General features: G+C 71.6%; 19 protein-coding genes. 10 read left to right on the forward strand and 9 right to left on the reverse strand.

The genetic code is table 11. From position 1 onward, the window contains the following. The first annotated feature begins 374 nt into the window (after positions 1-374). On the forward strand, positions 375-3407 hold the full coding sequence (locus WME98_RS30520; protein ID WP_437945235.1) for a hypothetical protein: 3033 nt from the start codon (positions 375-377) through the stop codon (positions 3405-3407). A gap of 153 nt (positions 3408-3560) precedes the next feature. Here WME98_RS30520 and WME98_RS30525 read toward each other — a convergent pair whose 3' ends face one another. After that, positions 3561-4637 carry a GH12 family glycosyl hydrolase domain-containing protein gene (locus tag WME98_RS30525; protein ID WP_437945236.1) on the reverse strand — a complete coding sequence of 359 codons (1077 nt, stop codon included), beginning with the start codon at positions 4635-4637 and terminating at the stop codon, positions 3561-3563. 667 nt (positions 4638-5304) lie between these two features. On the opposite strand from WME98_RS30525, the gene WME98_RS30530 reads away from it, so the two are divergent. Both WME98_RS30530 and WME98_RS30535 read left to right on the forward strand, forming a co-directional pair. Next, positions 5305-7716, forward strand: a complete 2412-nt coding sequence (locus WME98_RS30530; RefSeq protein ID WP_437945237.1) for a cellulose binding domain-containing protein — start codon at positions 5305-5307, stop codon at positions 7714-7716. 198 nt (positions 7717-7914) lie between these two features. Beyond that, a complete protein-coding gene (locus WME98_RS30535; protein ID WP_437945238.1) occupies positions 7915-9075 on the forward strand; it encodes an RCC1 domain-containing protein in 1161 nt (386 codons plus the stop codon). 96 nt (positions 9076-9171) lie between these two features. Here the strand turns inward: WME98_RS30535 and WME98_RS30540 are convergent, their stop codons facing one another. Then, positions 9172-10143 carry a D-2-hydroxyacid dehydrogenase family protein gene (locus WME98_RS30540; protein ID WP_437945239.1) on the reverse strand — a complete coding sequence of 324 codons (972 nt, stop codon included), beginning with the start codon at positions 10141-10143 and terminating at the stop codon, positions 9172-9174. Positions 10144-10194: 51 nt separating this feature from the next. Here WME98_RS30540 and WME98_RS30545 point away from each other — a divergent pair, with 51 nt between their 5' ends. Further along, positions 10195-11271, forward strand: a complete 1077-nt coding sequence (locus WME98_RS30545) for an ABC transporter substrate-binding protein (protein WP_437945240.1) — start codon at positions 10195-10197, stop codon at positions 11269-11271. Between the two features lie 49 nt (positions 11272-11320). Here WME98_RS30545 and nudC read toward each other — a convergent pair whose 3' ends face one another. The 3 genes from nudC to WME98_RS30560 all read right to left on the reverse strand — a co-directional run bounded on the left by nudC (position 11321) and on the right by WME98_RS30560 (position 14642). Next, on the reverse strand, positions 11321-12130 hold the full coding sequence (gene nudC / locus WME98_RS30550; protein ID WP_437945241.1) for an NAD(+) diphosphatase: 810 nt from the start codon (positions 12128-12130) through the stop codon (positions 11321-11323). Positions 12131-12244: 114 nt separating this feature from the next. Further along, positions 12245-13291 (reverse strand): ABC transporter substrate-binding protein, encoded by a 1047-nt coding sequence (locus WME98_RS30555; protein ID WP_437945242.1) that lies wholly within the window; start codon positions 13289-13291, stop codon positions 12245-12247. Positions 13292-13781: 490 nt separating this feature from the next. Next, positions 13782-14642 (reverse strand): MBL fold metallo-hydrolase, encoded by an 861-nt coding sequence (locus tag WME98_RS30560; RefSeq protein ID WP_437945243.1) that lies wholly within the window; start codon positions 14640-14642, stop codon positions 13782-13784. 194 nt (positions 14643-14836) lie between these two features. Between WME98_RS30560 and WME98_RS30565 the strand changes: the two genes are divergently transcribed. Beyond that, complete coding sequence (locus tag WME98_RS30565; RefSeq protein WP_437945244.1) at positions 14837-16060, forward strand: MFS transporter; 1224 nt, start codon at positions 14837-14839, stop codon at positions 16058-16060. 48 nt (positions 16061-16108) lie between these two features. Here the strand turns inward: WME98_RS30565 and WME98_RS30570 are convergent, their stop codons facing one another. Further along, a complete protein-coding gene (locus tag WME98_RS30570) occupies positions 16109-17044 on the reverse strand; it encodes an oxidoreductase (protein WP_437945245.1) in 936 nt (311 codons plus the stop codon). A gap of 95 nt (positions 17045-17139) precedes the next feature. On the opposite strand from WME98_RS30570, the gene WME98_RS30575 reads away from it, so the two are divergent. The 5 genes from WME98_RS30575 (at position 17140) to WME98_RS30595 (ending at position 24109) form a co-directional block, all read left to right on the forward strand. Continuing rightward, complete coding sequence (locus tag WME98_RS30575) at positions 17140-17751, forward strand: TetR/AcrR family transcriptional regulator (RefSeq protein ID WP_437945246.1); 612 nt, start codon at positions 17140-17142, stop codon at positions 17749-17751. A gap of 603 nt (positions 17752-18354) precedes the next feature. Beyond that, positions 18355-19614, forward strand: coding sequence for a DNRLRE domain-containing protein (locus WME98_RS30580; RefSeq protein ID WP_437945247.1), 1260 nt, complete (start codon positions 18355-18357; stop codon positions 19612-19614). Positions 19615-19791: 177 nt separating this feature from the next. Then, positions 19792-20685, forward strand: coding sequence for an N-acetylmuramoyl-L-alanine amidase family protein (locus tag WME98_RS30585; RefSeq protein ID WP_437945248.1), 894 nt, complete (start codon positions 19792-19794; stop codon positions 20683-20685). A 327-nt stretch (positions 20686-21012) separates the two neighbouring features. Next, on the forward strand, positions 21013-21648 hold the full coding sequence (locus WME98_RS30590; RefSeq protein ID WP_437945249.1) for a peptidoglycan-binding domain-containing protein: 636 nt from the start codon (positions 21013-21015) through the stop codon (positions 21646-21648). 13 nt (positions 21649-21661) lie between these two features. Further along, positions 21662-24109, forward strand: a complete 2448-nt coding sequence (locus WME98_RS30595) for a hypothetical protein (RefSeq protein ID WP_437945250.1) — start codon at positions 21662-21664, stop codon at positions 24107-24109. On the opposite strand, the gene WME98_RS30600 is transcribed toward WME98_RS30595, so the two are convergent. The 3 genes from WME98_RS30600 to WME98_RS30610 all read right to left on the reverse strand — a co-directional run bounded on the left by WME98_RS30600 (position 24110) and on the right by WME98_RS30610 (position 26836). Further along, positions 24110-24898, reverse strand: coding sequence for a TIGR02996 domain-containing protein (locus WME98_RS30600; RefSeq protein ID WP_437945251.1), 789 nt, complete (start codon positions 24896-24898; stop codon positions 24110-24112). A 17-nt stretch (positions 24899-24915) separates the two neighbouring features. After that, positions 24916-25479 (reverse strand): hypothetical protein, encoded by a 564-nt coding sequence (locus WME98_RS30605; protein WP_437945252.1) that lies wholly within the window; start codon positions 25477-25479, stop codon positions 24916-24918. Positions 25480-25579: 100 nt separating this feature from the next. Beyond that, complete coding sequence (locus WME98_RS30610) at positions 25580-26836, reverse strand: DUF2169 domain-containing protein (RefSeq protein ID WP_437945253.1); 1257 nt, start codon at positions 26834-26836, stop codon at positions 25580-25582. Positions 26837-26857: the final 21 nt, after the last annotated feature.

Below are 26857 nucleotides of genomic sequence, written 5' to 3' on the forward strand. Positions count from 1 at the left end.
TCCGGCGCCGTACGCGGAGCAGCGACCGCTGGAGCGGCCGCGCCGGGGGCTCTACGAGGGGCCGAGGCCGTTCGCTTGGCGCGCATCGTCGTCATGACGGCCCTGATACCAGCGCGGCCGCGCGATTGCGCAGGAATCGGCCTTCATGGCGAGGGGTCGAGCCTCCCCAGCCAGCGCGCCGGGCCGGCCGGGCGCCACGGGCGGCCCCCGCGAACGCGCCTGGAGGAACCCGCTCGGGACGAGCGCGGGTACGGTGGGCGGCCGCCGCTGCGAGCCAGCGCCGAGGGGGAGCTTGCCAGCCCTCGAGCCCCCGGACGCGCGTCATTCTCGCTCGCGGGTTGAATGTGGCGTCTGCCGCGAGCATCGGAGGTGGCATGGCCAGAGCCTCCGAATCCATCGGTTCGAGATCCAGGCTTCACCGGCGCGCCTCCGCCGCCGTGCTCCTCGCGGCCCTCGGCCCCACGAACGAATGCGATCCGAGCGCGCCGGGCAGCAGCGGCGGCGGCGCCGCGGGCGGCGGCGGGTACAGCTCCGCAACTACAGGAGAAGGCGGCGGCCCCGCTGCCACGGGGAGCGGCGGCTCCGCGACCACAGGAGAAGGCGGCGGCCCCGCTGCCACGGGGAGCGGCGGCTCCGCAGGCCACGGCGGCGGCGACGAGAGCACCTCGACCGGGAGCGGCGGCTCCGCTACCACCGCGACATGCGTGCCGGGATCCATCGTCGCGTGCTACTCCGGCCCCGAGGGGACCATCGGTGTCGGGCGCTGTACGGCCGGGACGCAGACCTGTCGTCCTGACGGCTTCGGCTACGGGCCCTGCACGGGTGAGATCACCCCTGCTGCGGAGGTCTGCGCCACGCCGCAGGACGAGAGCTGCGACGGCGACCCCCATTGCCCGCGACCGGCCGCCTGGGCGCGCGGGTTCGGCATCGAGGCCACGTATATCAGATCGTCCATCGCCGTCGACGCCATGGGGAATTACTACATCCTCGGCTCCTTCGAAGGAACGGTCGACTTGGGCACCGGCCCTCTGACCAGCGCCGGCGACAGTGACGTCTTCCTTCTCAAGCTCGACCCCTCCGGCGCGCCGCTCTGGAGCAAGCGCTTCGGCACGCCCTTGCGCGAGACAGGAGATGCCCTGGCCATGGACGGAAACGGCAACGTCCTGATCGCCGGCAACTACACGGGCGGCGTGTCTGCCACTGGCAGGGACCCCGGCTTCGGCGGGTGCGCCCTGCCGGATCCGTCCCATCGTCCTGGGCAATTCATGGCCAAGCTCGACCCCGACGGCAACCACATCTGGAGCGACGGATTCAAATTCTACTCCCCGTATGATTTTGCGGTGACGCAGATGGCGATCGATGCTCTCGACAACGCGTACCTCGCCATCGAGCTGGAGGACGCGACCGCGGTGGTGAAGGTGGACGCGATGGGCAATGTCCTCTGGAGGCGTAGAACTCCGGGTGCCCCGAGTTTCCACAGGAACCTCGTGCTCGACAGCGCCGGCAACGTGGTGACAGTGGATCTCGCAGGTATCGGTGGCAACTATACTCTCCTCTATACGTACGTCTCGAAGTTCTCTCCGGATGGCGACTTGCTCTGGTCCCGGATGTTGTCCGGCGACGGCTACCGTGACAAGGTGGCGGTCGACTCGGCGGGCGAGATCCTCGTGTTGGCCGAGGGAGCTCTCATCAAGCTGGATCAGGACGGCGGAGAAGTGTTCACCCTGCCCGTCCACCGCAGTGGCAACGTGGCGGTCGACCCCGCGGACAACATCTTCCTCGGCGGGGGCGGGCTCACGATGCTCGACCCGAGCGGCACCGAGCTCTGGACGCTCGACTTCGCGGCCTCCGTAGGAGACATCGCCTTCTCTCCGAACGGCGCGGTCGCCGTCACCGGCGTTGTACGTGGCCCGGTGGACTTCGGGACCGGCCCGATCGCGTATACAGAAGGCATGGATATCTATGCTGCCACATTCAATCCGCCGGCGAGCGGCGACAGCGGAGAGGGAGAAGGCGGCGGCAGCGACGGCGGCGGTGGCGGCCCGTCCGAGACGTGCGTGCCGGGCTCGGTCATCGCGTGCTACACCGGCCCTGCCGGGACCAGGGGCGTCGGACCCTGCGCTGCGGGGACGCAGACCTGCCGGCCCAACGGCCTTGGCTTCGGCGACTGCGTGGGCGAGGTGACGCCTGCCGAGGACATCTGCTCCACGCCGGAGGACGAGAACTGCGACGGCGACCCCCATTGCCCCATGCTGTCGTGGGCGCGCGGGTTCGGCAGCACCGGCGCCGACGAGGGCCTGAACATCGCGAGCGATGACGCAGGCAACTACTATGTGGCCGGCACCTTCACAGGAACCGTCGACTTCGGCGCGGGCCCTCTGAGCGGCCCCTACTCGCTCGGAGGCCACTTCCTGCTCAAGCTCGATCCATCGGGCGCGCCGCTCTGGAGCGAGCTCCTGCCCAGCGGACATCCGCTCGTCATGGCCGTCGACGGCAACGGCGACCTCCTGCTCGCCGGCACATACTGGCCGGACGGCGCCAGGGTGTTGAACCAGTGCCTCCCCCCCTTTCCGGCCCATAATGCCGCAGCCTTCGTGGCCAAGGTCGACCGCGATGGCAACGTCATCTGGAGTCAAGCCCCCATCTACCCGTCGGACTCGATCGACATCTACAGCTTTCCCGAGCGGATCGCCGTCGATGCGCTCGGCAACACCTACCTGGTCTTCGTCAACATTTGGACGGACGGTGCCTACCTGCTGAAGCTGAGCCCTGGCGGCGATGTCCTCTGGAACCACAGGATCACGCCCCCTCCCGACGATTACGGCCACCCGTTCTACTACGCCGATCTCGCGATCGACAGCGCCGGCAACGCGCTGACCGTGACCGCGCCGGAGTCCGCCGCAGGGTATCTCACGGTCAGCAAGTTCGACCCGACCGGCGCCGTGCTCTGGAGCCGCCCGTTCGCGCCGGCTCCGTCGATTCCCCCTGGCGGCGCGGGGAAGGCGGCCTGGTCGGTGGCCGTCAATGCGGCTGACGAGGTCTTCGTGGCCGGCGTCACGGACGGGACCGTCGATCTCGGCGGCGGCGTGCTGCCCGCCGGCCCCGTGCTCCTCAAGCTGGACGCCGCGGGGGCCTACGTGTTCAGCGACTCGATCCCCTTCGGCGACACGCTCGCGCTGGACGCCGCCGGTAACATCGTCGTCGCCGGAAGCGGGCTCGCCAAGCTCGATCCGAGCGGCGCCGAGCTCTGGACCCTCGGCTTCGACGCCAGCGCGCGTGGCATCACGATCTCTCCGGCCGGCACCATCGCCCTCACGGGCGCTGCGAGCGCGGCGGTCGACTTCGGGACCGGCCCCATCCCCCACGCCGGCGGCTCCGATATCTTCGTCGCGACGTTCAATCCCTGAGGTCGTAAGCGCTGCATGAAGCGCCGTCTCTCCCCAGCCGTCGCGTCCATCGCATGATGACGCGCATGAGATCACCTTCGACGAGATGGAAGTCGACCTCAACCCGCGGCTCGAAGCGCGCGCTCAGTCCACGTCAGTCCACGTCAGTCCACCTCAGTTCACGTCGACGTAGAAATCGACGCTCTTCAGGTTCGTGATCGGCCCCTCCCAGATCTCGAACCCGACGGCGACCGCGTTCACCTGGTTGCCGGGCACGCTGAGCCCGCGCGTCTGCGCGTCGCGCACGAAGTCCATCACATCGAACTCGATCTCGTAGCTGTCGTTGCCCTCGGCGCGCACCCAGTTCGTGATCGGCAGGCCGTTCACCATGCCGTTCCAGATGTTCCACGTGCCGGGGACGTTCGCGACCGTCACGCCCTGGTGCGCCGGGTTCGGCTGCCCGGCGGGCTGAAAGCGCGTCGGATCGCGCAGCCACACCATGAGGTAGCCCTGGAGCTGCGTGCCGTTGCCCATCCAGATGTCGTACGCGGCGTTGTACTGGCCCTCGTTGCCGTTCTTGGCCCAGCGCCAGCCGGTGCGCAGGCTCGTGATAGAGGCGCTCGGCGTCGGCAACCCGCAATCGGGCACCTCCCTCACCGAGTAGCGGCCGCAAAAGACGGTCGGATACGAGGCGGGCTGCCCCATCGAGCCAGCAGAGCCGCTCATGCTCTCCACCGTGAACGACGTGCCCTCCCACGAGACGGTGTGGCTGTCGAACCCGGGGCCCCAGCCGTTGGTGATGAGCACGTACGGCCTTCCATCGCGGGAGACCAGGCCCGTCTCGTACCGCTCGCTCGACCTGCCCGAGCCCTCCATGGCGCCGGTGCCGAGCTCCGAGCCCGGGTTCGCGGTGCCGCCCGTGCCGGTGCTGTCGCCCGCGCCGCCGCCGCCGCTACCCGCCGCTCCGCCGCCGCCCGCCCCCGCCGTGGTGCCGACGCCGACGCCGCTGCCCGCGCCGCCGGTGCCGCCGCTGGCGCCGCCGGTGCCGACGCTCGTGCCACCGGTGCCGCCCGTGGTCGAGCCGCCGCCGCTGCCCGCGCCGCCGCTCGTCGAGCCGCTCGCGCTCGGCAGCCCGCCGGAGCCCGTCGCTCCGCCGTCGCCTCCGGGGTCAGAAGATCCAGAGCAACCCGCGACAAGGGTCGCCGCCAGCGTGAGCAGTGCGAAAGACTCGGCCACGGTACGCGCCCGCATGCCGCGGAACATACACCTGAATACCGGCGCACGGCGGCGCGCGGAGGCGCCGTTTCGCGAGAAAGCAGCGCGAGGCTTGAACATTTTCAGCAACAGCGACGGCGCCACCGCGCGGCTCCAAAAGTGTGGCGTGTTTCGAACCAGCAGCTTCGCGAACCTGACGTCGCTCCGTCGACGTTGACGCTCTGCGTCCTCGCATGGGAGCAGCGCCGCGCGCCACGGCGCGGCGCTCGCGCGAAGGCCGGACGGCAGCCGCTGAGCCTGCTGCTCGACCCGTCGAACCATCCACCAGAGTCGCCGGCGGCGCAGGGAGCTCTCGTGAGGAAGCCATGAGTCAACTTCATGGTTCTTTACGATACTTCACACGATGACTTCGAGAGGCGCGCGCGCAGGCCGTGATGGCGAATGCCGGGAATACGACGTAGCGCGCCCATTGACGAGACGAAAATTCGCGTCTAACAACACGGGTGACCGGTTCGGCGGGCTTATCGTTCCTGTGTCCTCGTGACGAGGGCATCGTCGTTTCTGTGTCCGCGCTCGCTGGACGCCTCCCTCGCGGAGCCGAGGGCCAGCCGCGTCGTCGCCCTGCCGAACCAGGGCGCGACGATGGGGCGCTTTGCCATCAACTTGGGTAAGATCTATGCACAACCTCCAGAGCAGATGGGACATGTGGGTAGCCGCTGCAGCGCTGGCGCTCGTGCCGGCATGCGGCGAAGGCTCGACGGAGCCGATCGGCGCATCCCAGGCCGCGCTGCAGGGCGCGAACGGGATCAGCGCCAACCTCGTGATCGACTCGCAGTGGGGTCAGGGGTACTGCACGACCATCACCGTGAGCAACCAGCACGCGAGCGCCACGACCGGGACATGGAGCGTCGGGCTCGACGTCGGCTCGGGCGCCATCTTCTCGAGCTGGAACGGCACGTTCAGCGGAACCACGGGTCAGATCACGGTCACCCCTCAGGGCAGCAACGCGGCGATCCCCGCGTCGGGCAACGTCCAGCTCGGCTTCTGCGCCAACATCCCGAGCCCGGGGATCCAGCCGGTCATCCTGTCGGTGAGCAGCGACCTGCCGCCGATGGGCAACGGCGTGGCGATCGCGGAGTACAAGTTCCCGGCCGCGGTCGACGCGATGGTCAGCCCTGATTACGCGACCGAGCTCTGGGCGTCCTTCTACCGCCCAGCGAGCCTCGAGGCCGGCCGGCAGTATCCGCTGCTCGTGTTCATGCACGGAAACCACCCCACCTGCGGCACGGGCCAGAACCCGCGGGTGGACAACAACAACCAGTATGCCGCGACCGGGACGTGCCCGGCGAACTACGTCGTCGTCCCCAACCACCGCGGCTACGACTACATCGCCACGGACCTCGCCGCGCGCGGCTACTTCGTGGTGTCCATCAACACGAACCGCGGCATCCACGCCGCCTCGAGCTCGCCGACCGACGAGCTGGTCATCGGGCCGCGCGGGCGCCTGCTGCTCCGCCACCTGGAGCGGCTGAGCCGCTGGGACAGCGGCGCCGAGCCGACCCCCACGGCGCTCGGCGTGGATCTGCACGATCGCATCGACTTCGACCAGGTCGGGCTGATGGGGCACTCGCGCGGCGGCGAGGCCGTGCGGTTCGCCTACAACGAATACCGCCGGAGCGGCAGCCCGTGGCCCGCGCTGATCGAGAGCCCGGTGAGCTTCCGCGGGATCTTCGAGATCGGCCCGACCGATCAGGGCCAGAACGGCCAGCGCCTGAACGCCGACCAGACGGCCTGGAACGTGATCCTGCCGGCCTGCGACTGGGACCTGAGCGACCTGCCCGGGTTGCGCCCGTTCGATCGCATGATGAGCATCCCCGAGCCGGAGCCCCTCTTCAAGTCCTTCTATCATGTGTGGGGCGCCAACCACAATTACTACAACAGCGAGTGGCAGCTCGCGGACGCGAACGGCGGCGGGATCACGGGCTGCATCGATCACGAGGCGCTCTTCGACCCGACGGAGTACGGGTCGCCGGCGCAGCGCGAGACGGGGCGCCTCGCGGCCGTCTCCTTCTTCACCGCCAACGTGGGCGTGGACCGCGACGAGGCCGCGAACGCCCTGTTCGACCCCGCCTTCCCGTTCCCGAACGTCCCCTTCCGCGTTCGCCGCGGCTATCACCCGGGCGGCGACTCCGCCGACAGCCTGTTGCTCGAGGACTTCATCGGCCCGACCGGCACGAGCTCCTACGGCCTGCCGAACACCACCGGCGGCACCATCACGGTGGAGCACATCTCCCTGAGCGGACACGATCCTTCGCACTCGGGCGCCTGGATCCACGACGTGGTCGAGGGCAGCTCGACGTTCTTCCAATCGAACTGGTCCCCCGTCGGCACGGGCTTCGATCTCACGGGGTACGAAACCCTCGATCTCCGCGCCGACCGCAGCTGGGGCTCCGACCCGGCCGAGGCGTCGTTCCTTGTGGAGCTCGTGAACGCCGACGATAGCCGATCGAGCGCCGTCGCCATCGGCGACTACCTGGAGCTCGGCCCGCCGCCGCGCGGCGGCAGCACCCTGCCGACCGCGCGCATCCCGCTGTCCTTGTTCACCGGCGCCACGCTCGATTCGGTGCGCGGGGCTCGGCTGACCTTCACCACCCCGCTCAACGGAAACAGCGTGTTCGTGGCGAACCTCCGCGCGACGCGCGCCACCACCGAAGCGCCGGCGGCTGCGGCGCGGCTCGCCCCCGCCCTGTCGAGCGCGGCGCCGCCCATGTCCATCGCCCGCGCCGCCGGCGCGACCGCCCTCGCGCCGCGGCGGATCACGGCCGGCAACGCCATCAAGAGCCTGAAGGTCAGCGGCCCCGACGCCGTCGAGCTCACGCTCACCAGCGCCGAGTTCTTCGACCTCCGCGCCACGGGCCTGGTGCTCACCGTCGGCGCCGAGCGGAGCATCCGAGCGCGCCATCCGAACGGCGATCTCCACACCGTCCAGTTCGTGCTCCCGCGCGCCGCCTTCGACCGGCTCGCCGCGCACGAGCCGGTGAGGGTCGACTACGGTCCTGGCTCCTCCGTGGTCTGGGACTTCGGTCGCCTCGACAAGACGGCGCTCGCTCCGTGAGCCGGCGTCGGCGCGCCCCCGGCCCGGAGGCCGAGCCGGGGCGCGCCGGGCTCCGCGCGCAGGTCGGCGCGCCGAGCGACTCATCACGATAGGCACGCCGGGGCCGGCATCGCTTTAAGGTCTCCTTAAGGAGCGCCCCCGCCGCCCGCTTCCATAGTTCCTCCGTTCGGCGGAGACGCCCGCCGAACGGAGGATCCCATGCCCCGCTCCATCGTCGCTCCTCTCTTCTCTACCGTCGCGCTCCCCGCCGCTCTGGCCGCCTGCGGTTCCGTCGAGATCGTCCCGTACGACACGTCTGGCGCCACCGGCGGCGGTCCTGCCGTGGTGAGCACCGGCGGCTCCGGTGCCGGCGGCGAGGGCGCGTCCCCGACCGGCTCGGGCGGCGCTCCTCCCGACCCGGTGTCTGCGCCCTCCTGCGTCGCCGCGGAGTGCGCCGTGCGCATCGCGGCGGGCGCGCCGAAATGCGCCGTCGCCGCCTCCGGAAAGGTCTTTTGCTGGTGGGGCGGCGTCACGCTGGAAGAGCGCCTGAGCGGCGGTCCGGTCGAGCGGCCGGGCCTCGACGATATCGTCGCTGCGTCCGGCCTGGCCGAGCAGATGTGCTTCCTCCACGCAACCAGGCGCGTCTCCTGCCAGGGCTTCAGCCACGAAGGGCAGCTCGGGCAGGCCGTTCCCGTCGGCGTGTCCAGCGCGGAGCCGCTCATGCTGCGGGACGTCAAGGACGTCGTTCAGCTGTCCTCGGGTCATCACCACGTCTGCGGCGTCCGCAGCTTGGGCAAGGTCGTCTGCTGGGGCGGCCCGTCCCCCGCGCCGGTGCTCGGCGTCGAGGGCGTCCGGCAGACGCAGGCCCCGGTCGCGGTCACCGGCCTCGACGACGCGGTGCAGGTCGCGGCGAACATCGACCACACCTGCGCGCTGCGGGCCACCGGAGAGGTGGCGTGCTGGGGATGGCTCACCACCGGTGAGGAGGCGGTGACGGCCGTGAAGGTCGAGGGTGTCGAGGGCGCCGTCGAGATCACGGCCGGGTGGACGCACGACTGCGCCCGCCTCGCGTCCGGCAGGGTGGTCTGCTGGGGCGGCGACACCCAGGGAGACGACGGCGCCCGCGGGCCGCTCCACGTGCTCGGGATCGACGATGCCATTCAGGTGAGCGCCGGGTACAACCGGACCTGCGCGGTGCGGCAGGGCGGCAGGCTCGTCTGCTGGGATGCCTCCTCGACGGCGACACCGCAGGAAGTCGATACCGGGGAGGTCGTTCACGTCTCCGTCGGCTACGACGAGACCTGCGCCGCCCTCGCGAGCGGGGAGATCGCCTGCTGGTCCTGGCGCGGCAGCGGCGATGTCCGCGTGTTCGGGCTGTAGCCTCGGCGTCGCTTTGGACCAGGCGTGCGCGGATATCGAGCCACCGCTCGAGATCGCCGTAATCGCCGTAATCGCCGTAGACGAGCGCTCGCAGGATCAGAGCACGCGCACCGGCTGGTTGGCGCGGAACGCGGCGATGTCCTCGATCGCATCGCGGTAGAAGATACGATACGTCTCCTCGGTGACGTACCCGAGGTGCGGGGTGAGCACGGTGTTCGGCAGCCGGCGCAAGGGGTGCTCCGCGGGCAGCGGCTCGGTGTCGAACACGTCGAGCGCCGCGCCGGCGAGCCGACCGCTCGCGAGCGCGTCGATCAGCGCGCGCTCGTCGACGATCGGCCCGCGCGAGGTGTTCACGAGCAGCGCGCCAGGCTTGAGCAGGTTGAGCTCGCGCGCCCCGAGCAGCCCGCGCGTCCGCTCGGACAGCACCAGGTGGATGCTGACCACGTCGGCGCCCGCCAAGAGCTCGTCGAGCGGGAGGAGCGTCGCGCCGTGCTCGGCGGCGCGCTCGCGCGTGAGGTTCTGGCTGTAGGCGGTCACGCGCATGCCGAACGCGAGCGCGACCCGGGCGACCTGCGCGCCGAGGCGGCCGAGGCCGAGCAGCCCGAGCGTCTTGCCGGACAGGCCGATTCCCAGGCTCGTCTGCCATTCGCCGGCGCGCACCGCGCGATCTTCGCGCGGGATGTTCCGCGCCAGCGCGAGCAGCAGGCCCCAGGTGAGCTCGGCCGTGGGGTAGGGCAGGCCCCCGGTGCCGGACACGACCACGCCGAGCTCGCGCGCGGCGGCCACGTCGATGGCGGCGTTGCGCGCGCCGGTGGTGACCAGCAAGCGCAGCCTGGGGAGCTCGGCGAGCACGGCGCGCGGGAACGGCGTCCGCTCGCGCATCGCCACGATGGCATCGAACGGCGAAAGCCGGCTCACGAGCGCTCGCGCGTCGGCCACGTGATCGTGAAAGAACTCGACCTCGACGCCCGCGCCCAGCGAGTCCCACGGAGCGAGCGAGCGCGCCACGCGCTGGTAGTCGTCGAGCACGGCAACACGGAACGAGGCAGGCGAGGTGCTGGAGGACATGCTTGCCGGGGATGCTTGCATTTTAGCGGATGGTTGTCCAATATTGCGGACGTGGCTCCTTCGCGTCCCGTCCGGCCTGGCCTGCTCCGCGCCGCGTCGCCTGTGATCTTCCTGCTCGTCCTGCTGGCGCTGTGCGGCGCGGCGGGCTGCTCGCGCGACGAGGCGTCGCGCGCCTCCGCCGCCGGACCGGAGGGTGAATTCGAGACGCTCGAGCTCCGGTATCAGGGCAACAACGGCACGGTGTCGCCGATCGAGCTCGCGGAGGATCTCGGCTACCTCGCGCCGATCCGCCTGAACTTCATCGGCAGCACGGTGAGCGGCCCGCAGAGCGTGCAGGCCGTGGTCACCGGGGACACCGACTTCGGCGGCGCCTTCAACGGCGCCATCATCAAGCTGATCGCGGCCAAGGCGCCCATCATCGCCGTCGCGGGCTACTACGGCGTCGACGAGCAGCGCCAGAGCGGCTTCTACGTGCTGAACGACAGCCCGCTGCGCGCCGCGCGCGACCTCCTGGACAAGTCGATCTCCATGAACACGCTCGGCGCTCACAGCGAGTTCATGGTCAAGGAGTTCCTGTCGCGAAACCAGATCACGCTGGAGGAGGCCCGGCGCATCACGCTGCTCGTCGTCCCCCCGGTGAACGGCGAGCAGCTGCTCCGCGAGAAGCAGGTCGACGTGGCGTCGCTCGGCGACATCTACCGGGATCGCGCGCTCGAGCGCGGTGGCGTCCGCGCGCTGTTCTCGGATTACGAGCTTTACGGCAAGTTCACCGCGGGCAGCTATGTGATGAAGACCAGCTTCATCAAGGAGAATCCCAAGACCGCGCGGCGCTTCGTCGAGGCGACGGCCAAGGCCATCGAGTGGGCCCGGAGCACCCCGCGCGAGACGGTGGTGGAGCGCTTCATCGCGCTGATGAAGAAGCGCGGTCGGAACGAGGAGGACGCGGCCATCCGGTTCTGGCGCAGCTACGGCGTCGCCGGCAAGGGCGGCTCGATCGCGGAGCGCGATTTCCAGATCTGGCTCGATTGGATGGTGAAGAGCGGCGAGCTCAAGCCGGGCGAGATCGCCCTGAGCCGCCTCTACACGAACGAGTTCAACCCCTACGCGAACGAGCAGGCCGTGAAATAGGGAGCGCCGGAAGAGGCGCTGTCCCGTCGGCGCGCCGCGCGCGCGTCGCTCAAGGCCGCGGCGTGGGGCGCTGGACGAAGGCGTCGATGAGGCGGCGCGCGATGCTGACCTTGGGCGGGAGGTCGGGCAGCTGGTCGCGCGAGAACCAGTCGGCCTCGACGATCTCGACGCCGTCCGGGGTGAGCGTGCCGCCGGCGTACGTGGCCGAGAAGCCGATCATCAGCGAGCGGCCGAACGGCCACGGCTGGCTGCCGAAATACCTCAGATCGCGGATCTGAACGCCGACCTCCTCGCCGACCTCGCGCGCGGCCGCCTGCTCGAGCGACTCGCCGATCTCCACGAAGCCTGCCACCGCGCTGAAGCGCCCGGGCGGAAAGCGCGCGCTGCGCGCCAGGAGCACGCGGTCCTCGCGCTCCACCAGCACGATCACCGCGGGCGCGATCCGCGGGTGCACGCTCAAGCCGCAGCTCGGGCAGCGCCGCGTCTGCTCCCCGGCGCTGGGCTCGCGCGCGTCCGACGCCGCCGGCCCCGGCTCGGTGGCTGTCCCGCAGCGCCCGCAGTGGCGGTGCGTCTCGGCGAACTCGACGCCAGCGAGCGCGCGCCCCAGGATGTTCAGCGTGGGCTCGGGCAGCTCGGAGAACAGGGAGCGGACCGACGCGAACGCGAGCTCGTCCGGGAGCGCGACGTCGGGCCGAGCGCGCGCCGCGTACCAGCCGCGATCCTCGAACCTGCCGAGGAACACGGGCGGATCGGCGAACGCCGGGAGGGCGCCGCGCCGGCCGAGGAACAGCCCGCCGGCGCGCTCCACCACGACGTCCAGCTCGCGCACGATCACCACGACATCGTCGTTGGTCGTCATCTCGGAGCGCCAGTGTACGCCGTTCGCCGAGCGCCGCCAGCGCCGCGCGCGGCGGCTGGCAGCGGCGATCCGTTCTGCCTCACCCGGCAGCTTCGCTCCGGGCTCGAGGCGCCGTCAGGGCGCCGGGCGGGGCTTCCAGAAACCTTCGAGCTTCTCCTCTTTCAGGACTTGATCGAGGAAGCTGCGATCGACCCACGGCTCGAAGTCGAACGTCGCGCGGATCAAGCCCAGGCGCTTGGCGTCCGCGATGCTCGTCTTGTAGCGGGCGACCACGTACGCGTCCACGAGCGGGCTGTCTTTCTCGCGCGCGGACTCGCCGGCCCAGTCTTCCTTGAACGACGCGAACGGCGTGCCGGAGCGCGCCCAGAGGCGGTACGCCTCGCTCAGGTCCTTGTCCTGATCCGCGAGCCACTTGGCTGCCAGGACGTACTGCCGCACCACGCGCTTTGTGACCTCGGGGTACTTCCGGATGAAATCGTCCGAGCCGATGATGGTGCTGTTGCAGGTGTAGCGGGGGTCGCCCTTGGTCGAGTAGCTGATGCGCACGAGGCCTTGATCGCGCTGGGCGAGCAGGTCATTGAGCCCGATGGCGGCGTCGACGTCCTTGGTGGCCAGGGCCGCCTTGGTCGTCGCGTTGTCCATGTTGATGGCGCGGACGTCGCGCTCGCTGAGCCCGTGGGCCTCGAGGATGCGCGCGGCCGAGAGCTGCAGGCAGGTGCCCTTGAACACCGCGAAGCGCTTGCCCTTGAGATCCTTGACGCTCTGGATCGGCGAGTCCGCGGGCACGGCGATGTACAGGTTGGTCTTCGGCCCGCTCGCGAGGATGCGGGTCTTCAGGCCGCCGGCGCGGCCGATGATCGACGGCAGATCGCCGAGCAGCGAGAAGTCGGTCAGCCCGTTGGCGTAGGTCTCGTTCACGGCCGGCCCGGCGCCGCGCAGGAAGTTCCAGCGCACCGGGAAGCCGTCGCTCTTGAACTCGCTCTCGAGCGCGCCCCGCAGGTTGAGCAGCGCCCAGGCCGAGCCCCCCACCACCGGGCGATTGCCGACGCCCACGCCGGGGTTGGAGACGCGGATCTCGCTGGGCTTTTCGGCGGCCCGGGCGCTCAGCGCGATGGCGAGCGGCGCGAGCACGAGGGCGAGCAATCTCAACAAGGACTTCATGCGACGTTCCCTTCCGGTTGGCGTCCCTCGCAAGCTATCGAGTGACGGCGCGTCCACTATAACGGACGCGGTCGCCCTGCGAAAGCGGGTATCGCCAGCGGCGAGGAGCCTGCCGGTCGCGCTGCGGCGGAGCTGCTGCTGGAGCAGCAATGGTGTTGGTGAGCTGCTGAAATTCGAGCAGCGGCGCAGCAAGAAGCCCGTCTCCCGTCTCCCGTCTCCCGTTTCCCGTCTCCCGTTTCCCGTCTCCCGTCTCCCGTCTCCCGTCTCCCGTCTCCCGTCTCCCGTCTCCCGTGCTCGTCCTTCGTGCGCGTGCGCGTGCGCGATTCCCCGGAGTCAGCGCGCACGCGCACGCGCACGGAAGAGCGAAGACGAAAGACGGAGATGAAAGACGGAGACGAAAGACGGAGACGAAAGACGGAGACGAAAGACGGAGACGGAAGACGGAGACGAGAGACGGAGGACGATGTGTCAGTTCCAGCTAAAAACCGCTCTAGATCCACAGCTCGCCGAGGAGCGGCAGCACGCCCATCTTCACGTCGCGCGCCGCCCGGCCGAGGCGCTCTGCCAGGCGCTCTCCCTGCATCGCGGGCAGCGCCACGGCGGGGCGCTCGAGGGGCAGAAAGAAGTTGTCCCAGTGCGAGAAGAGCACCGCGCGCGGCGACAGGGCGCGTGCGACGCGCTCGGGGAAGCCGCGCGAGGCGGTCCAGCCGGCGACGCAGAGCAGGAGCAGGTCGGGCTCCCTGCAATCGAGGCCCGCCTCGACGAGCTCCGCGCTGCCCAGGTGGACGATGCGCCGGCCCGCGACCCGGATCTCCACCGCGAAGACGGCGCCGCACCGGTAGCGCTCGGCCCGGAGCGGGACCTCGTCGCAATCGGAGATGTCGCCGGGGAAGGGGACCCGGCCGAGCAGCAGGCGCGAATGGGCGCTCGGGAGGAAGCGCAGCTCGAACGGGCCGACCTCGGCGACGACCGGCTGGCCGCCCGGCGCGCGCTCGACGTCGCGCACGCGCGCCGCGGGGACGCCGGACGCGCGGCAGAGCGCCACCGCGGAGCGCGAGCCGAAGACGGTCGCCCCGGTGCGGAGCGCGATCTCCGGGATGTCGAGCGCGTGATCGAAATGCGTGTGGCCGGCGATCACGGCGTCGGCGCGCGGCGCGTGGCGCGCGACGGCGGCCGCGTCGGGGGCGAGCCGGCCGAGCACGCAGCGGCGGAGCGAGGCGCGCGTGAGGTAGGGATCGATGAGCACCACCGCGCCCGCGTGCTCGATCGCGAACCCCGCCGTGCCCAGCCACCTGACTCGGACCGTGCCCGCCGGCGCGAGCGATCGCGGGGAGAACGTGTCGGCGATCATCGGCGCGGGCTCGCCCGGTCGGCAAACCTCGTGTGTCGGTGCGGCGTGCTCATCGAGGTCGGTGCGGCGTGCTCATCGAGGTCGGTGCGGCGTGCTCATCGAGGTCGCGCCGCGCCCGCGGCCGAATCGAGATCTGCGCCAGCATCCGTGTTTGGCGCGACCAAAGCTCGTCCGCTCGGTTACGATTGTCGGTCGTGGCAGACCGAACGTCCGCCGGCAAGATCGCCGCCCTCGCCGCGCTCTACTTCGCTCAGGGCATCCCGTTCGGCTTCCAGGCGACGGCGCTGCCCGTCTTCCTGCGCGCGAGCGGCGTCTCCCTCGCCGGCGTGGGCTTCGCGGGCGCGCTCGCGGTCCCCTGGGTCGCCAAGGCGCTCTGGGCGCCGCTCGTCGACCGCTTCGGGTGGGAGCGGCTCGGCCGGCGCCGCTCGTGGATCCTGCCGCTCGGGGTGCTGCTCTCGCTCACGTGCGCGGCCGCGGCGTTCGTCCCGCCGTCGCGCCACCTCGGCGCCCTGCTCGCGCTCGTCTTCCTCATGAACCTGCTCGCGGCCACCCAGGACATCGCGGTCGACGGGCTCGCGATCGACCTGCTCGGGCGCGGCGAGCTCGGCCTCGCGAACGCGGCGCAGGTGGTCGGCTACAAGGTCGGCATGCTCGCCGCCGGCGGGCTCCTCGTCTGGGCGAGCGCGTGGATCGGCTGGCGCGGCCAGTTCGGCGCGATGGCCGCGCTCGTCCTCGCCTCGGTGCTCGCCTCGCTCGCGCTGCGCGAGCCCCCCGCGAGCGAGGTCGAGGCGCGCGCGCGCCGCTCGCTGCGCGAGGTGCTCGCGACGGTCGCCGTCGCCCTGCGGGCGCCGGGCGCGCTCTGGGTCGTCGCGTTCCTCGGGACCTACAAGCTCGGCGAGGCGATGGTCGACATGATGTTCAAGCCCTTCCTTGTCGACGCCGGCTTCCCGCCGCACCAGATCGGCCTCTGGGTGGGCACGTACGGCCTGGTCGCCTCGATCGCCGGCTCGCTCGCGGGCGGCCTCCTCGCGCAGCGCGTGCCGCTGCTCGCCGCCGTCGGCGTGACCTCGGCGCTCCGGTCCGCCGCGATGGCCGGCGAGTGGGCCCTCGCCGCGGCCGGCCCGCCCACCGCCGGGGCCGTCATCGCGGTCACCGTGGCCGAGCACCTCTTCGGCGGCGCCCTCACGACCGCGGTGTTCGCCTTCATGATGTCGCGCGTCCGGCGCTCGGTCGGCGCGACGCACTACACGCTGCTGGCGAGCGTCGAGGTGCTCGGGAAATCGCCCGCGGTGTGGCTGTCGGGCGCCCTCGCCCAGCGGCTCGGCTATGCGGGGCTGTTCGCCCTGGGGACCGCGCTCTCGATCGCCTTCCTCGGGCTGCTCGTGCCGCTCCGGGAGCAGACCGCGGACGAGGGGTGAGCGGGCCTCGCCGCGCGCCATCCGTCGGGCGACGGGGCCTCGTCCTCGTCAGAGGCCGTACGTCACGCCGGTGAGCCGCTCGGACTCCTCCCAGAGGCGGCGCTGCGTGACCTCGTCGTGGGAGCGGGCGCTCGACTCGAGGCGCTCGGGGAAGCCGGAGATCCCGAAGCGGCCCGGGGGCCCGTAGTACTCGCCGCCCCGCGCGCCCGGATCGACGGCGCAGCGGAGCGACGCGAGGGCGGCCATCGGGACGCTCTGCCCGAGCTCGAACCGCTTGGCGATCTTGCCGAGGGCGCGCACCCAGCCGGGCGCGCTGCGGGCGATCGAGGTGTTCGAGCCGCCGGGGTGCGCGGCCAGCGCGAGCGTCTTCGCGCCGGCCGCGGCGAGCCGGCGCTGGAGCTCGTAGGTGAACAGCAGGTTCGCGAGCTTGGACCGCCCGTACGCGGGAAACCCCCGGAACGACCGCTCCCACTGCAGGTCGTCGAAGTCGATGGCGCCCTGCTGGTGCGCCATGCTGGCCACCGTCACGATGCGCGAGCCCGGCACGTCGCGCAGCCGGTCGAGCAGGAGGCCGGTGAGGGCGAAGTGGCCGAGGTGGTTCACGCCGAGCTGGAGCTCGAAGCCGTCGGCGGTGACCTCGCGCTTGAAGGACAGCACGCCGGCGTTGTTGATGAGCAGGTCGATGCGGTCGTACGCGGCCCGGAGCTCGCCGGCGGCCTCGCGGACCGACGCGAGCGCGCCGAGATCGAGGCGCACGGCGCGCACGGTCGCGCCCGGGGCGCGGGCCTCGATCTGCGCCACCGCGGCGCCGGCCCTCTCCAGGTCGCGGCACGCGAGCACGACCGTGGCCCCGCGCTCCGCCAGCGCCCGGGCCGTCTCGAGGCCGATGCCGGTGTTTCCGCCCGTGATGACCGCGACTCGGCCCGCCTGGCTGGGGATGTCAGCCTCGGTCCACCGCGCGCGAGAATCTCTTCCTTGGTCCATCGCCCTCTCCTCGGATAAAATCGGAACCATCGTTCCGGTTGTGACAATCGGAACGCGCGCCCCGTTTGTCAAGGGGAGCGAGGAGGCGTCTCGACATGCCGGCGAACAAGACCCCCCCGCCCGAGCGCGACGAGCTGCAGCGCGAGGCCGGGAGCAGGCCGCTGCGCGCGGACGCCCGGAGGAACCGGGCGCGGATCCTGGAGGCCGCGGTCGAGGTCTTCGCCTCGGAGGGCCTGGAGGTGCCGATCGACGTCGTCGCCCGGCGCGCGGGGGTGGGGGCGGGGACGGTCTACCGGCACTTCCCGACGAAGGAATCGCTGGCCCTGGCGATCGTCCGCGACCGCGTGGAGCGGTTGATCGAGGGGGCGCGGTCCCTCGCGGCGGCGGACGATCCGGGCGCGGCGTTCTTCGGCTTCTTCTCCAGCGCGGTCGAGGCGGGGCTCGCGAACAAGGCGCTGGGCGACGCGATCGCCGCGGCCGGCTTCGACCGCGAGGCCGTCGTGGAGAACGAGCTCCTCGGCGCGATCGGCAAGCTGCTCCGCCGCGCGCAGCGCGCGGGCGCGGTGCGCGGCGACGTGGACGCCGCGGACGTGAAGGCCCTCCTCCTGGGGTGCCTTTCGATGGAGCGCTGTCGGGGCGAGGGGGGCGCGCCCCGCCGGCTCGTGGCCGTCGTGTGCGACGGGCTTCGCGGCCGCCAGGGCCGCTGATCCCGCCGATCCCCGCCGCCCCCTGGTCCCGTGATGGGGAGAATGGGAACCGCAGAGGGCAGAGAGCGCAGAGAGGGCTCAGGAGGCAGAGAGGATAGATTGTAAAATTTTATCTCTCTTAAATTTGTTCTCTCTCCTCTTCCCTCTGTGCCCTCTGCGCCTCTGTGGTTCCATCTCTCGATTTGCACACCGGGTGCGAATGATGGTGATCCGTTCGCCCATTTCATGATATAACGAAGACAGCGCCTCGGCTGGCAGTTGCAAGAAATGCTCGTGATCGCGCTCGTCCGACTCCGTCCATCGATCGCCAGGCCGGTGGTCCTCCTCCAGGGGACGCGGGCCTCCTCGGTCGAGGAAGCTCGAGGTCGGCGCACGATGCGCGAGGCGAGCGCCTCGCAACGGCCGTCCCGTCGTGCCGTCGTGCCGTCGTGCCGCGCGCGCTGATGGACGAATAACGACCTTCGTCGGTCCGTGTTCGCGGCAAACCCAACAGTTTATCAGCATCGCTCATACTTTGTAAATACGTTTTTCAATCCATAGCGTGCGGCAGCTCGCCGCACGGCGCGGCGCCGCCATGCCGGCGCCGCAACGAGGAGCTCTCCCATGAGAACCACCTATCCGTCGATCTCTGCCTCTGTCTCTGTCTCTGTCTCTGTCCTCGCGCTCGCCTCGATGATCTCCGGCTGCATGGCGGCCGCCGAGCCGCATGAGGACAACGATGAAGCCGTCGGCGAGGGCGCGGCGGCGCTCGTCTCCTGCTCGGTGCTGCCCTCCGGCGACATCGTCAGGAACGGCAGCTTCGAAGAGCCGAACGTGACGCGCAACAACTCGGCCATTTACAGCTCGATCAACGGCTGGCAGGCCGCCTATGGACAGATCCAGATCCATGACCACGCGAGCGGCATGAGCCCCGCGCACGGCGAGCAGCACGTCGAGCTGGACGCCAGCAACTCGAGCGGCATCTACCAGGATCTCACGACCGTCCCGGGCGCGACGTACCAGCTCCGGTTCGCCTTCGCCGCGCGCCCCGGCACCAGCGCGAACCAGAACGTGCTCGGCATCGTCTGGGGCGGCCAGCAGGTCGCCACGCTCACGACCGCCAGCTCCGCGTGGGTCTACTATACCTATACCCTCGTGGCCTCCGGCGCGACGACGCGCCTCCAGTTCAACGATCTGGGCCTCTCGAACGGCCAGGGGACGCTCCTCGATCGGGTGACCGTGGTCGCCGCCGACACCGATCAAGACGGGGTCTTCGACTCGTGCGACAACTGCCCGGCGGTGCCCAACCCCTCCCAGGCCGACGCCGACAACGACGGCATCGGCAACGCCTGCGAGCCCCCGGTCCAGTCGCAGTGCGTCGTCGTGCAGCGCGGCACCAACGGGAGCGTGGCGGACGCGCATGTCCAGCCCGGCGTCTCGTGGCCGTACGGCGATTACCCGTACGTCGTCCTGAACACGCTCCCGGAGGGCCCGCAGGTGGGCCTGCTGGCCTTCGATCTGTCGTTCATCCCGGCGGGAGCCGACGTCGATTCCGCGACCCTCTCGCTCTCCCACGCGTGGAAGGCGAGCGCCAGCACCATCGAGCTGCACCGCGTGAACGGCCCCTGGCAGGAGTCGACCGTCCACGCAGGCAACTTCCCCGGGTACAACGCGGCCGTCGAGGCCACCCTCTCCACGGTCGCCGCGGACGCCGTCGCGACCGCCAACGTGGCGGCCCTCGTCCAGACCTGGGTGGATGGCGCCCAGCCGAACCACGGCATCGCGCTCCAGGACGTGAACGGCCGGACCGACATCCGGTCGAGCGAGCAAGCGAACGTCGCCGTCCGGCCGAAGCTCGAGGTCTGCTACACGTCGGCCCAGTAGCGCAGTCGCCGACTCGGGGTCTCCGGACGAGGCGCGGAGGGCCGCGCCGGGTCGCGATCCCGACGTCCCGGGCGATGCCGGGATGTCGCTCGTCGCGGCGAGCCCGGCCACCTCCTCCGGGCTGGTTTGCCGAGAACCTGACGCCGCGCCCCGCCTTTGGTAGCAAGCGGGGCCGCGGTGATCTCGCGCAGGAAGCTCGTCCTCGGTCTCGCAGGCGCCGCCGGCGCCGCCGCCCTCTCACGGGCGCTCGCCCCCGGACTCCCGCGCGACACCGCGGCGCGGCGCGCCCTCAAGCTCCCGATCGCGCCGAGCGGGTGGCCCTTCCCGGGAGCCCGCATCGTCGCGCCCGCCGCCGTGTTCCCGCCCGGCTTCGGGGTCCGCCGCATCTACCTCGACGCGGGCCACGGCGCCCCGGGCAACACCGGCAACGTCTCCTGCTTCTGCGTCGAGGAGCAGGAGTTCACGCTCTCCGCGGCGCGCGCGCTCGCCGAGCGGCTCAACGCCACCCGGCGCTTCGAGGCGCGCGTGGGCAGGACCGGCGACCGGCCGCTGCCCTACGCGGAGCGCGTCGAGGACGCCGCCCGGTGGGGCGCCGACGCGTTCGTCAGCCTGCACTCGGACGTGCGCGGCAGGATCGACACGTGGTCGCCCGCAGAAGGCCGCGCGTGCCCGCTCAGCCTCGCCGCGCCGGGGTTCGCCGTGCTCTGGTCCGACGAGGGGGACCCGGCCCTCGGCGCCCGCCGGCTCGCCCTCGCGCGCGCCTTCGCGCGGCGCATGGAGGAAGCCGGCCTGCTGCCCTACGGCGGCGCCGCGTACAGCGGCCGGTACGCGCCGGACGCTGCCCAGCCGGGCGTCTTCGTGGACCGGCGGCCCCAGGACCAGCGGATCTTCGTCCTGCGCCGCCCCTCCATGCCCTCCATCCTCATCGAGACCCACCACGCGCTCGACGCCCGCGAGGCCACCCGCTGGACCGAGCCCGCCACGCTCGACGCCTTCGCCGCCGCCGCCGCCGCCGCGCTGGCCGACGCGCTCGGCGGCGAGGGCGCGCTGGCGTCGCACCCGCCGACCTGAAGCGCGCCGGCGCGGCGCGAACGGGGGCAATGCGCGTGGCGAGCGCGCCGCCGGCGCCGGCCATCGAGCGGGCGGCAGCGGTCAAAATTGAACATGAAGGCGGGAAGGTGGGAAGAAGAAGAAAACATCAATGATCTTCCCGCCTTCCCGCCTTCATGTGGACTCTCCCTGGGCAAAGTCGACCGCTGCCGAGCGGGCCGGGCGCTTGACTTCCCGGGGGCCCTTTGGTCTTTTGATGGGAATGGGCCGTGGGCGAGGCGCGGGCGTGGCGGGCGGCGCTGAGCCCGGGCGCCGCCCGGCGACGCTCCCTGCTGCATGGGGGCGGGGATGAAGGCGCATCGCGTCCGCGCGGGCGACTGCTTCACCAGCATCGCTTACGAGAACGGGTTCTTCTGGCAGACGCTCTGGGATCACCCGGAGAACCGGGCGCTCCGCGAGCTCCGGAGGGACCCGTTCACGCTGGTCCCCGGCGCCGATAAGGTGGTCGTGCCGGATCCGCGGCCCAAGGAGGAGAGCTGCCAGACCGCGAAGGTGCACACCTTCCGGCGGCGCGGGGTCCCGGCCAAGCTCAGGATCCGGCTCCTCGATCACGAGGGCAGGCCCCGCGCGAACGAGGAGTACTTCCTCGAGGTCGACGGCGAGCTCCGCCCGAACGACAAGAAGGCCGACGGCGACGGGCGCATCGAGGAGTTCATCCCCAATAACGCCAGGCAGGCGCGGCTCTTCCTGTCCGGCGGAGAGGAGGTCGTCACGATCGCGCTCGGCTACCTCCAGCCCTCGGACGAGATCCGCGGCATCCAGTCTCGCCTCGCCAACCTGGGCTTTTATCACGGTGAGGTCGACGGGCATCGGAGCCCCGCCTTCGCCGACGCGCTGGCCCGCTTCCGGGCCGCGCACGACCTCGACGAGTCGCTGCCGGAGGACGACACCTTCCAGGAGATCGAGCGCAGGCACGAGGAGTGAGGAGGGGCGCGCCGTGCACATCTACTGGACCGAGATCACGATCACCGACGCCGATGCGGGCACCTCCGTCGCCGGCAACGAGGCCAGGAACAAGGTCAGCACCGAGCTGTCGAGGCCGCGCGACCACAAGGGCCTGCTGATCGTCGGAGGGGACGGCGAGACGAAGCCCGCGAGCGTCATCTATCACGGCAAGACCGTGAGCAGCGAGCTGCTGCTCATCGTCCTCCGGTCGATCGCCGCGGGGCTCGGCAAGAACTGGCGGTTCGTCTACAAGGAGAGCCGCAGCGTCAAGCGCGTCACCGAGATCTACGACCGTTACAAGGCGGAGGCCCACGCCGAGCGGGAGGGGCAGAACGCGCTGCGCAGGCCGATCCCGCCTTATGTGATCATCGGCGACGGCACGGCCGCGACGGTCGACCACACGACGCTGCGGCAGAGCGCGTGGGGCAAGGCCCGGGTCGCCCCGGCGGAGATCCTGCACATCGGGTTCGAGGACCCCTGGAGCCATTACAACCAGCACAAGATGGGGCAGTTCCCCCAGCTGCTCGGCCTGCCGGGCCTCGCGCAGCGGCCCGCGCTCGGCGGGCCGAACGAGGACGGGAAAGAGGACGTCACCGGGCCGCGCGACTCGACGAGGTTCGCCGCGGACACGCGGGCCGAGCGGGCGCGGCTCGCGGAGCACGTGCGCGCGAACAAGCGGCTGTTGATCGCGACCGCCTACGGGCCGGCGGTGCGCCCGCTGGAGCTGCTGCGCCTCGCCATGAGCGTCCTCGCCATCGTGCCGCGCGGGACGACGGCCCTCCACGACAGCGCCCGCGGCGCCATCCTCCGGGAGGGCATCGACGAGGACGAGCTCAATGACATGCTCCTCTTGGCGCACCCGGACCATTTCCCGCGCTACCGGCTGCTCCTCGCCGACACGACGGCGGGCCTCCACTGGCTCTACGCCGACAAGATCGATATCTGCACCGGCGCCGGCAAGCCGCGCGCCGTGGACGAGACGATGGTCACGTCGGAGCTCTACGAGGCGGTGCGCACCCGGCTCTGGGAGCCGGTCGAGCGCTGGGACGACGCGAAGAAGCGGCGGGCCATCCTCTCCGGGACCGAGGGGCTCTATCGAGAGACCGACTGGAGCGTCGGTGAGCGCTACTGCGTGATGGGCGGGGGCGGGGTCGGCGTCAACATGGTGGAGCGCGCCGAGGAGACGGACAAATGGGTCGACTGGCTCGCGACGAAGACGCTGCACGAGTCGTTCCCCATCGGCCGCAACGACATCCTGCTCAAGCACCCGGCCGCCAGCGCGAGCGAGCGGCGCGGTCAGCCGATGCGGATGGATGATTTCGCCTATGGGCGCAACGATCAGCTCGCGGTCATCCTGCCCGCGGAGCCAAAGTGGCGCTTCGGCCAGGGGTGCGATCTCGACCGGGTCGAGGAGGCCGCGCCGCGGCTCCGGGTCACCTTCAAGCAGAGCCCCGACGCGAAGTACGACAAGGTGCCGAGCGCGCCCCAGATGAGCAAGCAGCCCATCCCCGCGCTGATCCGCGATCACGACGAGCAGGTGTCCGACCTCGAGGGCGGCGCCTTCAAGTTCTACGACAGCTATGCGCGCCCGCAGGCGATCCAGGATCCCAGGAGCTACGATCGCGTGATCCGCTGCGCGGGGCAGGACATCCGCGAGGTGGGGCAAGCCGAGAAGATCGCGGCCATGCTGGAGCTCGTCCCCCTCGTGTCCCCCGCCGACGGCCGGATGGTCGGGCTCCAGACCAAGGACGAGTCCGTGCGCGTGCTCGGCGCCGCCGCCACCGGCAACGCCGCGCTGGTGAGCGCCGAGGACGCCGCGGTCAAGAAGATGCGCGCGTACCACGAGACGCTCCCGGCGCAGGGGCGGATCATCTTCGTGGGGTTCGTCTTCTCCGCCCTCAACGTGGCGGAGGCCAATCACTACTTCGATCCTGGCAACGGCAAGGCCCCGAACACGAACGTGAACACCATGTCCCTGGAGGAGCTCGAGGCCCTCCTCGGGGACGTCGATCTCGCGCGGAGGATCATCGAGGTCCGGAAGAAGACGCAGAGCGGGTACGTGACGATCGACGAGCTGAAGGGGGCGCTCGTCCGCCACGTGCGCCAGGTGGAGCAGATGCCCAAGGGCTGGGAGGAGAAGTACGACGGCTGGAAGAGCTTCGACAAGACGCTGAACAAACAGCCCCACAACATCGCGAAGCTGGTGGGCGGCGACGAGGTCCTGGCCGAAAAGATCGCGCAAGCGCGAGAAGCGGTGAGGCGAACCGACCGCGCGCTCTTCGACGAGATCTGGAAGAACCGCGAGGCGCTCAAGGCGAAGATCAAGGGCGAGCTCGCGAAGATGGCCGAGTTCGGGCGGAAGGGCTGGAAGCCGTCCTGGGACGTGCCGATCGCGAAGCTCACCACCCAGTACCGGCCGGCGGACGCGCTCGTGTACTGATCAGCCGGGCATGCGCAGCCGGTCCGGCACCACCTCGAGCAGCGTGCGCGCCTCGGTGTGGAGCCAGCGCAGCGCGCCGAACTTCGCCTCCAGCGCGCGGCCCTCGGGCGGGAGCCAGCGGTCGACGATGACGCCCTGATCGTGGCCCTGGTGCTCCGAGGGGTCGAAGGGGTTGTTGACGAAGCCCACGTAGCCGAGCGCGGGGAGGCGCCGCGACGCAGCGAGCGCCTCCGCGCCGCGGCGCGTGACGCGGTTGTTGCCGATCCAGAGCCAGCGCAGCTCGGCGAGGTGCGGCGACGCCGCGAGGCGCTCCACGTCGTCGTCGGTGAGGCCCACCCGGTCGAGCCGGAGCGAGCGGACGCCGGCCAGGCGCGGCGACGCGAAGAGCTCCTCGGCCGCGTCGCCGAGCGCGTCGATCGTCAGGTGGCGGATCGGCGCGAGCGCGAGGAGCGCGCCAGCGCGCTGCAGGAAGGCGCGGGCGTCGAGGGTGACGAGCTCGACGAAGCCGCGGTCGAAGACGGGATCGCGCGCCTCCGGCGGCAACGCGGCGATCCACGCGGCGCGGTGGGCCTCCTCGAGGTCGCGGGCCTGGCACGAGAGGCGGAAGTGGCGATCCGGCTCGGCGGCCTCGTCGGTCGCGAGCAGCGCGATCTGCGCGCGGATGAAGCTGCCCCGCGCCTCGACGGCCGGGTCGTCCTGGTCGTCGCACCAGGCGGCGTACGCGAGCCGCGGCGCGTCGGCGTCCGGCGCGGCGAGGACATCGCGGAGGAGGTCGGCTTCGGTGGCCACCGCACGAGCCTACGCGGTCAACCGACGCGCTCCCAGGCCTCCTGGTCGAGCGCCGGGAAGGTGACGAGGCACGTGCCCGGGTCGATGCCGTCGAGCCGGGCGCGGCCCTCGTGGTCGAGCGAGCCTTCCCGGATCGAGCCGTCGGGCAGCTCCACGCGGTAGCGCTCGTGCGGGATGGGCTTGTCGTCCTCGCCGATGAGGCGGATCTCGACCCAGGTGAGCTCGGTCCTCGGCGCGCGCGGGGCGGCATCGGCGGGCGCCTGGTCCTCGGCGCTGGCCTCGTCGCCGCCGTAGGACGGCAGCCAGGGGAGGGGAGCCTCGCGGAGCCGCACGCGGCCGCTCAGCAGCAGCCGGCCGAGCGCGCCGAGCACGTCCGCGTCGGCCAGGCGGCGGACGGCGCTCGCGGGCGCGGCGTCGTCGAGCAGCCGCCGGAGCGCCGGGCGGTTCTGCGGCTCCGCGAAGAGCTGGCGCAGCCACGCGGCCTCCCTCGCGCGATCGCCGAGCCGGTCGGCGCCGCCCTCGCGGCCGTCGGCGAGCTCGATCGCGAAGCGCCGCGGACCCAGCGATAGCAGCCGCTTCAAAGCTCCATGCTCCTTCCCGGGCTCGCGCGAGCGTATCAGCCCGCCCTCGCGCAAGGAAGGCCCCGAGGCGAGGGGCGATCCGCGGCCGGGCGCGCGATCGTCAGGGGAAGGCGCCCGCTTCGGTCATGGCGGAGAGGAACGCGTCGCCGAGGCCCGCGGGATCGTCGGAGAGCTCCGCGTCCAGCAGCGGCGGGGCCGCGGCGATGGGCCCCGAGGGGGCAGCGGGCGCGGGCGACGTGAGCGGCGCGGGCGGGGGCGAGAGGAGCGGCGCAGGCGCGGGCGACGGGAGCGGCGCGGGCGCGGCGGGAGGGAGCTCGGGCCGCGCCTCGAACGGCGTCGCCGGCCTGCGCACGTACGCGCTCAGCGGCTCCACGGTGCCTTCGAGCGGATGATCCTCGACGTCCGTCACCACCGGCGCCGCCTGGGCCGGCAGCGGCAGCGTGGCGCGCGAGGGCGCGGCCGGAAGCGGCGCCGTTCGCCCCGCCTCCCGCGCCTCCTGCGCGAAGGGGTCGACCCACGGCAGCGCCTCGCCCGGCAGCTCCACCCCGGCCACGACCCGGAGCGCCTCGAGATCCTCCTCGCCCACGGCCGCGTACCCTCGCCACACGACCGAGCAGCACCGCCGATCCGCGTCGATCTGCAGGGTGTCGGCCCGCAGGGACAGCGCCGCTCCCTCGCGCGGCGCCCGCTCCTCGCGCCGGTAGAGCCGCGCGACGCCCCGCGCGCCCGCGAGCTGCGTCCGCAGCCGCGGGCGCTGCGCGACGATGCCCCCCAGCACCACCCACTCGTCGCCGAGCAGCCGCTCCATCCGCTGCTCGGCCGGCGCCGCCTGGAAGTACCCCCAGTCGAGCCCGTCGGGCACCTCCAGCGCCACGCCCTCGAGCCGCCTCGGATCCGCCGCCCCGAGCAGCGCCTCGCGCCGCGGCCAGCGGCGCGACAGCGGCCCCATCCCGTCCACCCGCACGCGCCGCTGACCCTCGCCTCCCGGCGCGCTGCCGTCGAGCGTCACGCAACGGTCGAGCCGCAGGGCGCCCTCCTGCACCACGGCCAGCCGGACCTGGATCTCCCCCGCGACCGTCGGAGCCACGCCTGCGTGTCCGGTCAGCAGCACGTCCACCTCGCGCAGGTACGGCGCCAGATCCCCCGCCGAGCGCAGCCCCACGCCGGAGGGATCCGGCACCTCGTCGGGCACGATCGGGTCCGGCTCACCGAGCGTCATCGTGCCCTCGGCCACGAGCCCGAACGTCGCCTTGACGACCGCGGTCACGTACCGCTGCCCCCGCAGCCGCCAGACCAGCGTCGCGGCCGAGGCGCGGCCGAGCGACGTTATCGCGACAGGCCATCGAGGGGAGCGCACGGTCCATGGCAGTACCACGGC

The organism is Sorangium sp. So ce296 (assembly GCF_051529605.1).
GTDB lineage: Bacteria > Myxococcota_A > Polyangia > Polyangiales > Polyangiaceae > Sorangium > Sorangium cellulosum_D.

Bases quoted from the DNA above. Each gene is read 5' to 3' on its own strand.
- WME98_RS30520 (WP_437945235.1), top strand. From the start codon at position 375: ATGGCCAGAGCCTCCGAATCCATCGGTTCGAGATCCAGGCTTCACCGG.
- WME98_RS30525 (WP_437945236.1), bottom strand. From the start codon at position 4,637: ATGCGGGCGCGTACCGTGGCCGAGTCTTTCGCACTGCTCACGCTGGCG.
- WME98_RS30530 (WP_437945237.1), top strand. From the start codon at position 5,305: ATGTGGGTAGCCGCTGCAGCGCTGGCGCTCGTGCCGGCATGCGGCGAA.
- WME98_RS30535 (WP_437945238.1), top strand. From the start codon at position 7,915: ATGCCCCGCTCCATCGTCGCTCCTCTCTTCTCTACCGTCGCGCTCCCC.
- WME98_RS30540 (WP_437945239.1), bottom strand. From the start codon at position 10,143: ATGTCCTCCAGCACCTCGCCTGCCTCGTTCCGTGTTGCCGTGCTCGAC.
- nudC (WP_437945241.1), bottom strand. From the start codon at position 12,130: ATGACGACCAACGACGATGTCGTGGTGATCGTGCGCGAGCTGGACGTC.
- WME98_RS30555 (WP_437945242.1), bottom strand. From the start codon at position 13,291: ATGAAGTCCTTGTTGAGATTGCTCGCCCTCGTGCTCGCGCCGCTCGCC.
- WME98_RS30560 (WP_437945243.1), bottom strand. From the start codon at position 14,642: ATGATCGCCGACACGTTCTCCCCGCGATCGCTCGCGCCGGCGGGCACG.
- WME98_RS30570 (WP_437945245.1), bottom strand. From the start codon at position 17,044: ATGGACCAAGGAAGAGATTCTCGCGCGCGGTGGACCGAGGCTGACATC.
- WME98_RS30575 (WP_437945246.1), top strand. From the start codon at position 17,140: ATGCCGGCGAACAAGACCCCCCCGCCCGAGCGCGACGAGCTGCAGCGC.
- WME98_RS30580 (WP_437945247.1), top strand. From the start codon at position 18,355: ATGAGAACCACCTATCCGTCGATCTCTGCCTCTGTCTCTGTCTCTGTC.
- WME98_RS30590 (WP_437945249.1), top strand. From the start codon at position 21,013: ATGAAGGCGCATCGCGTCCGCGCGGGCGACTGCTTCACCAGCATCGCT.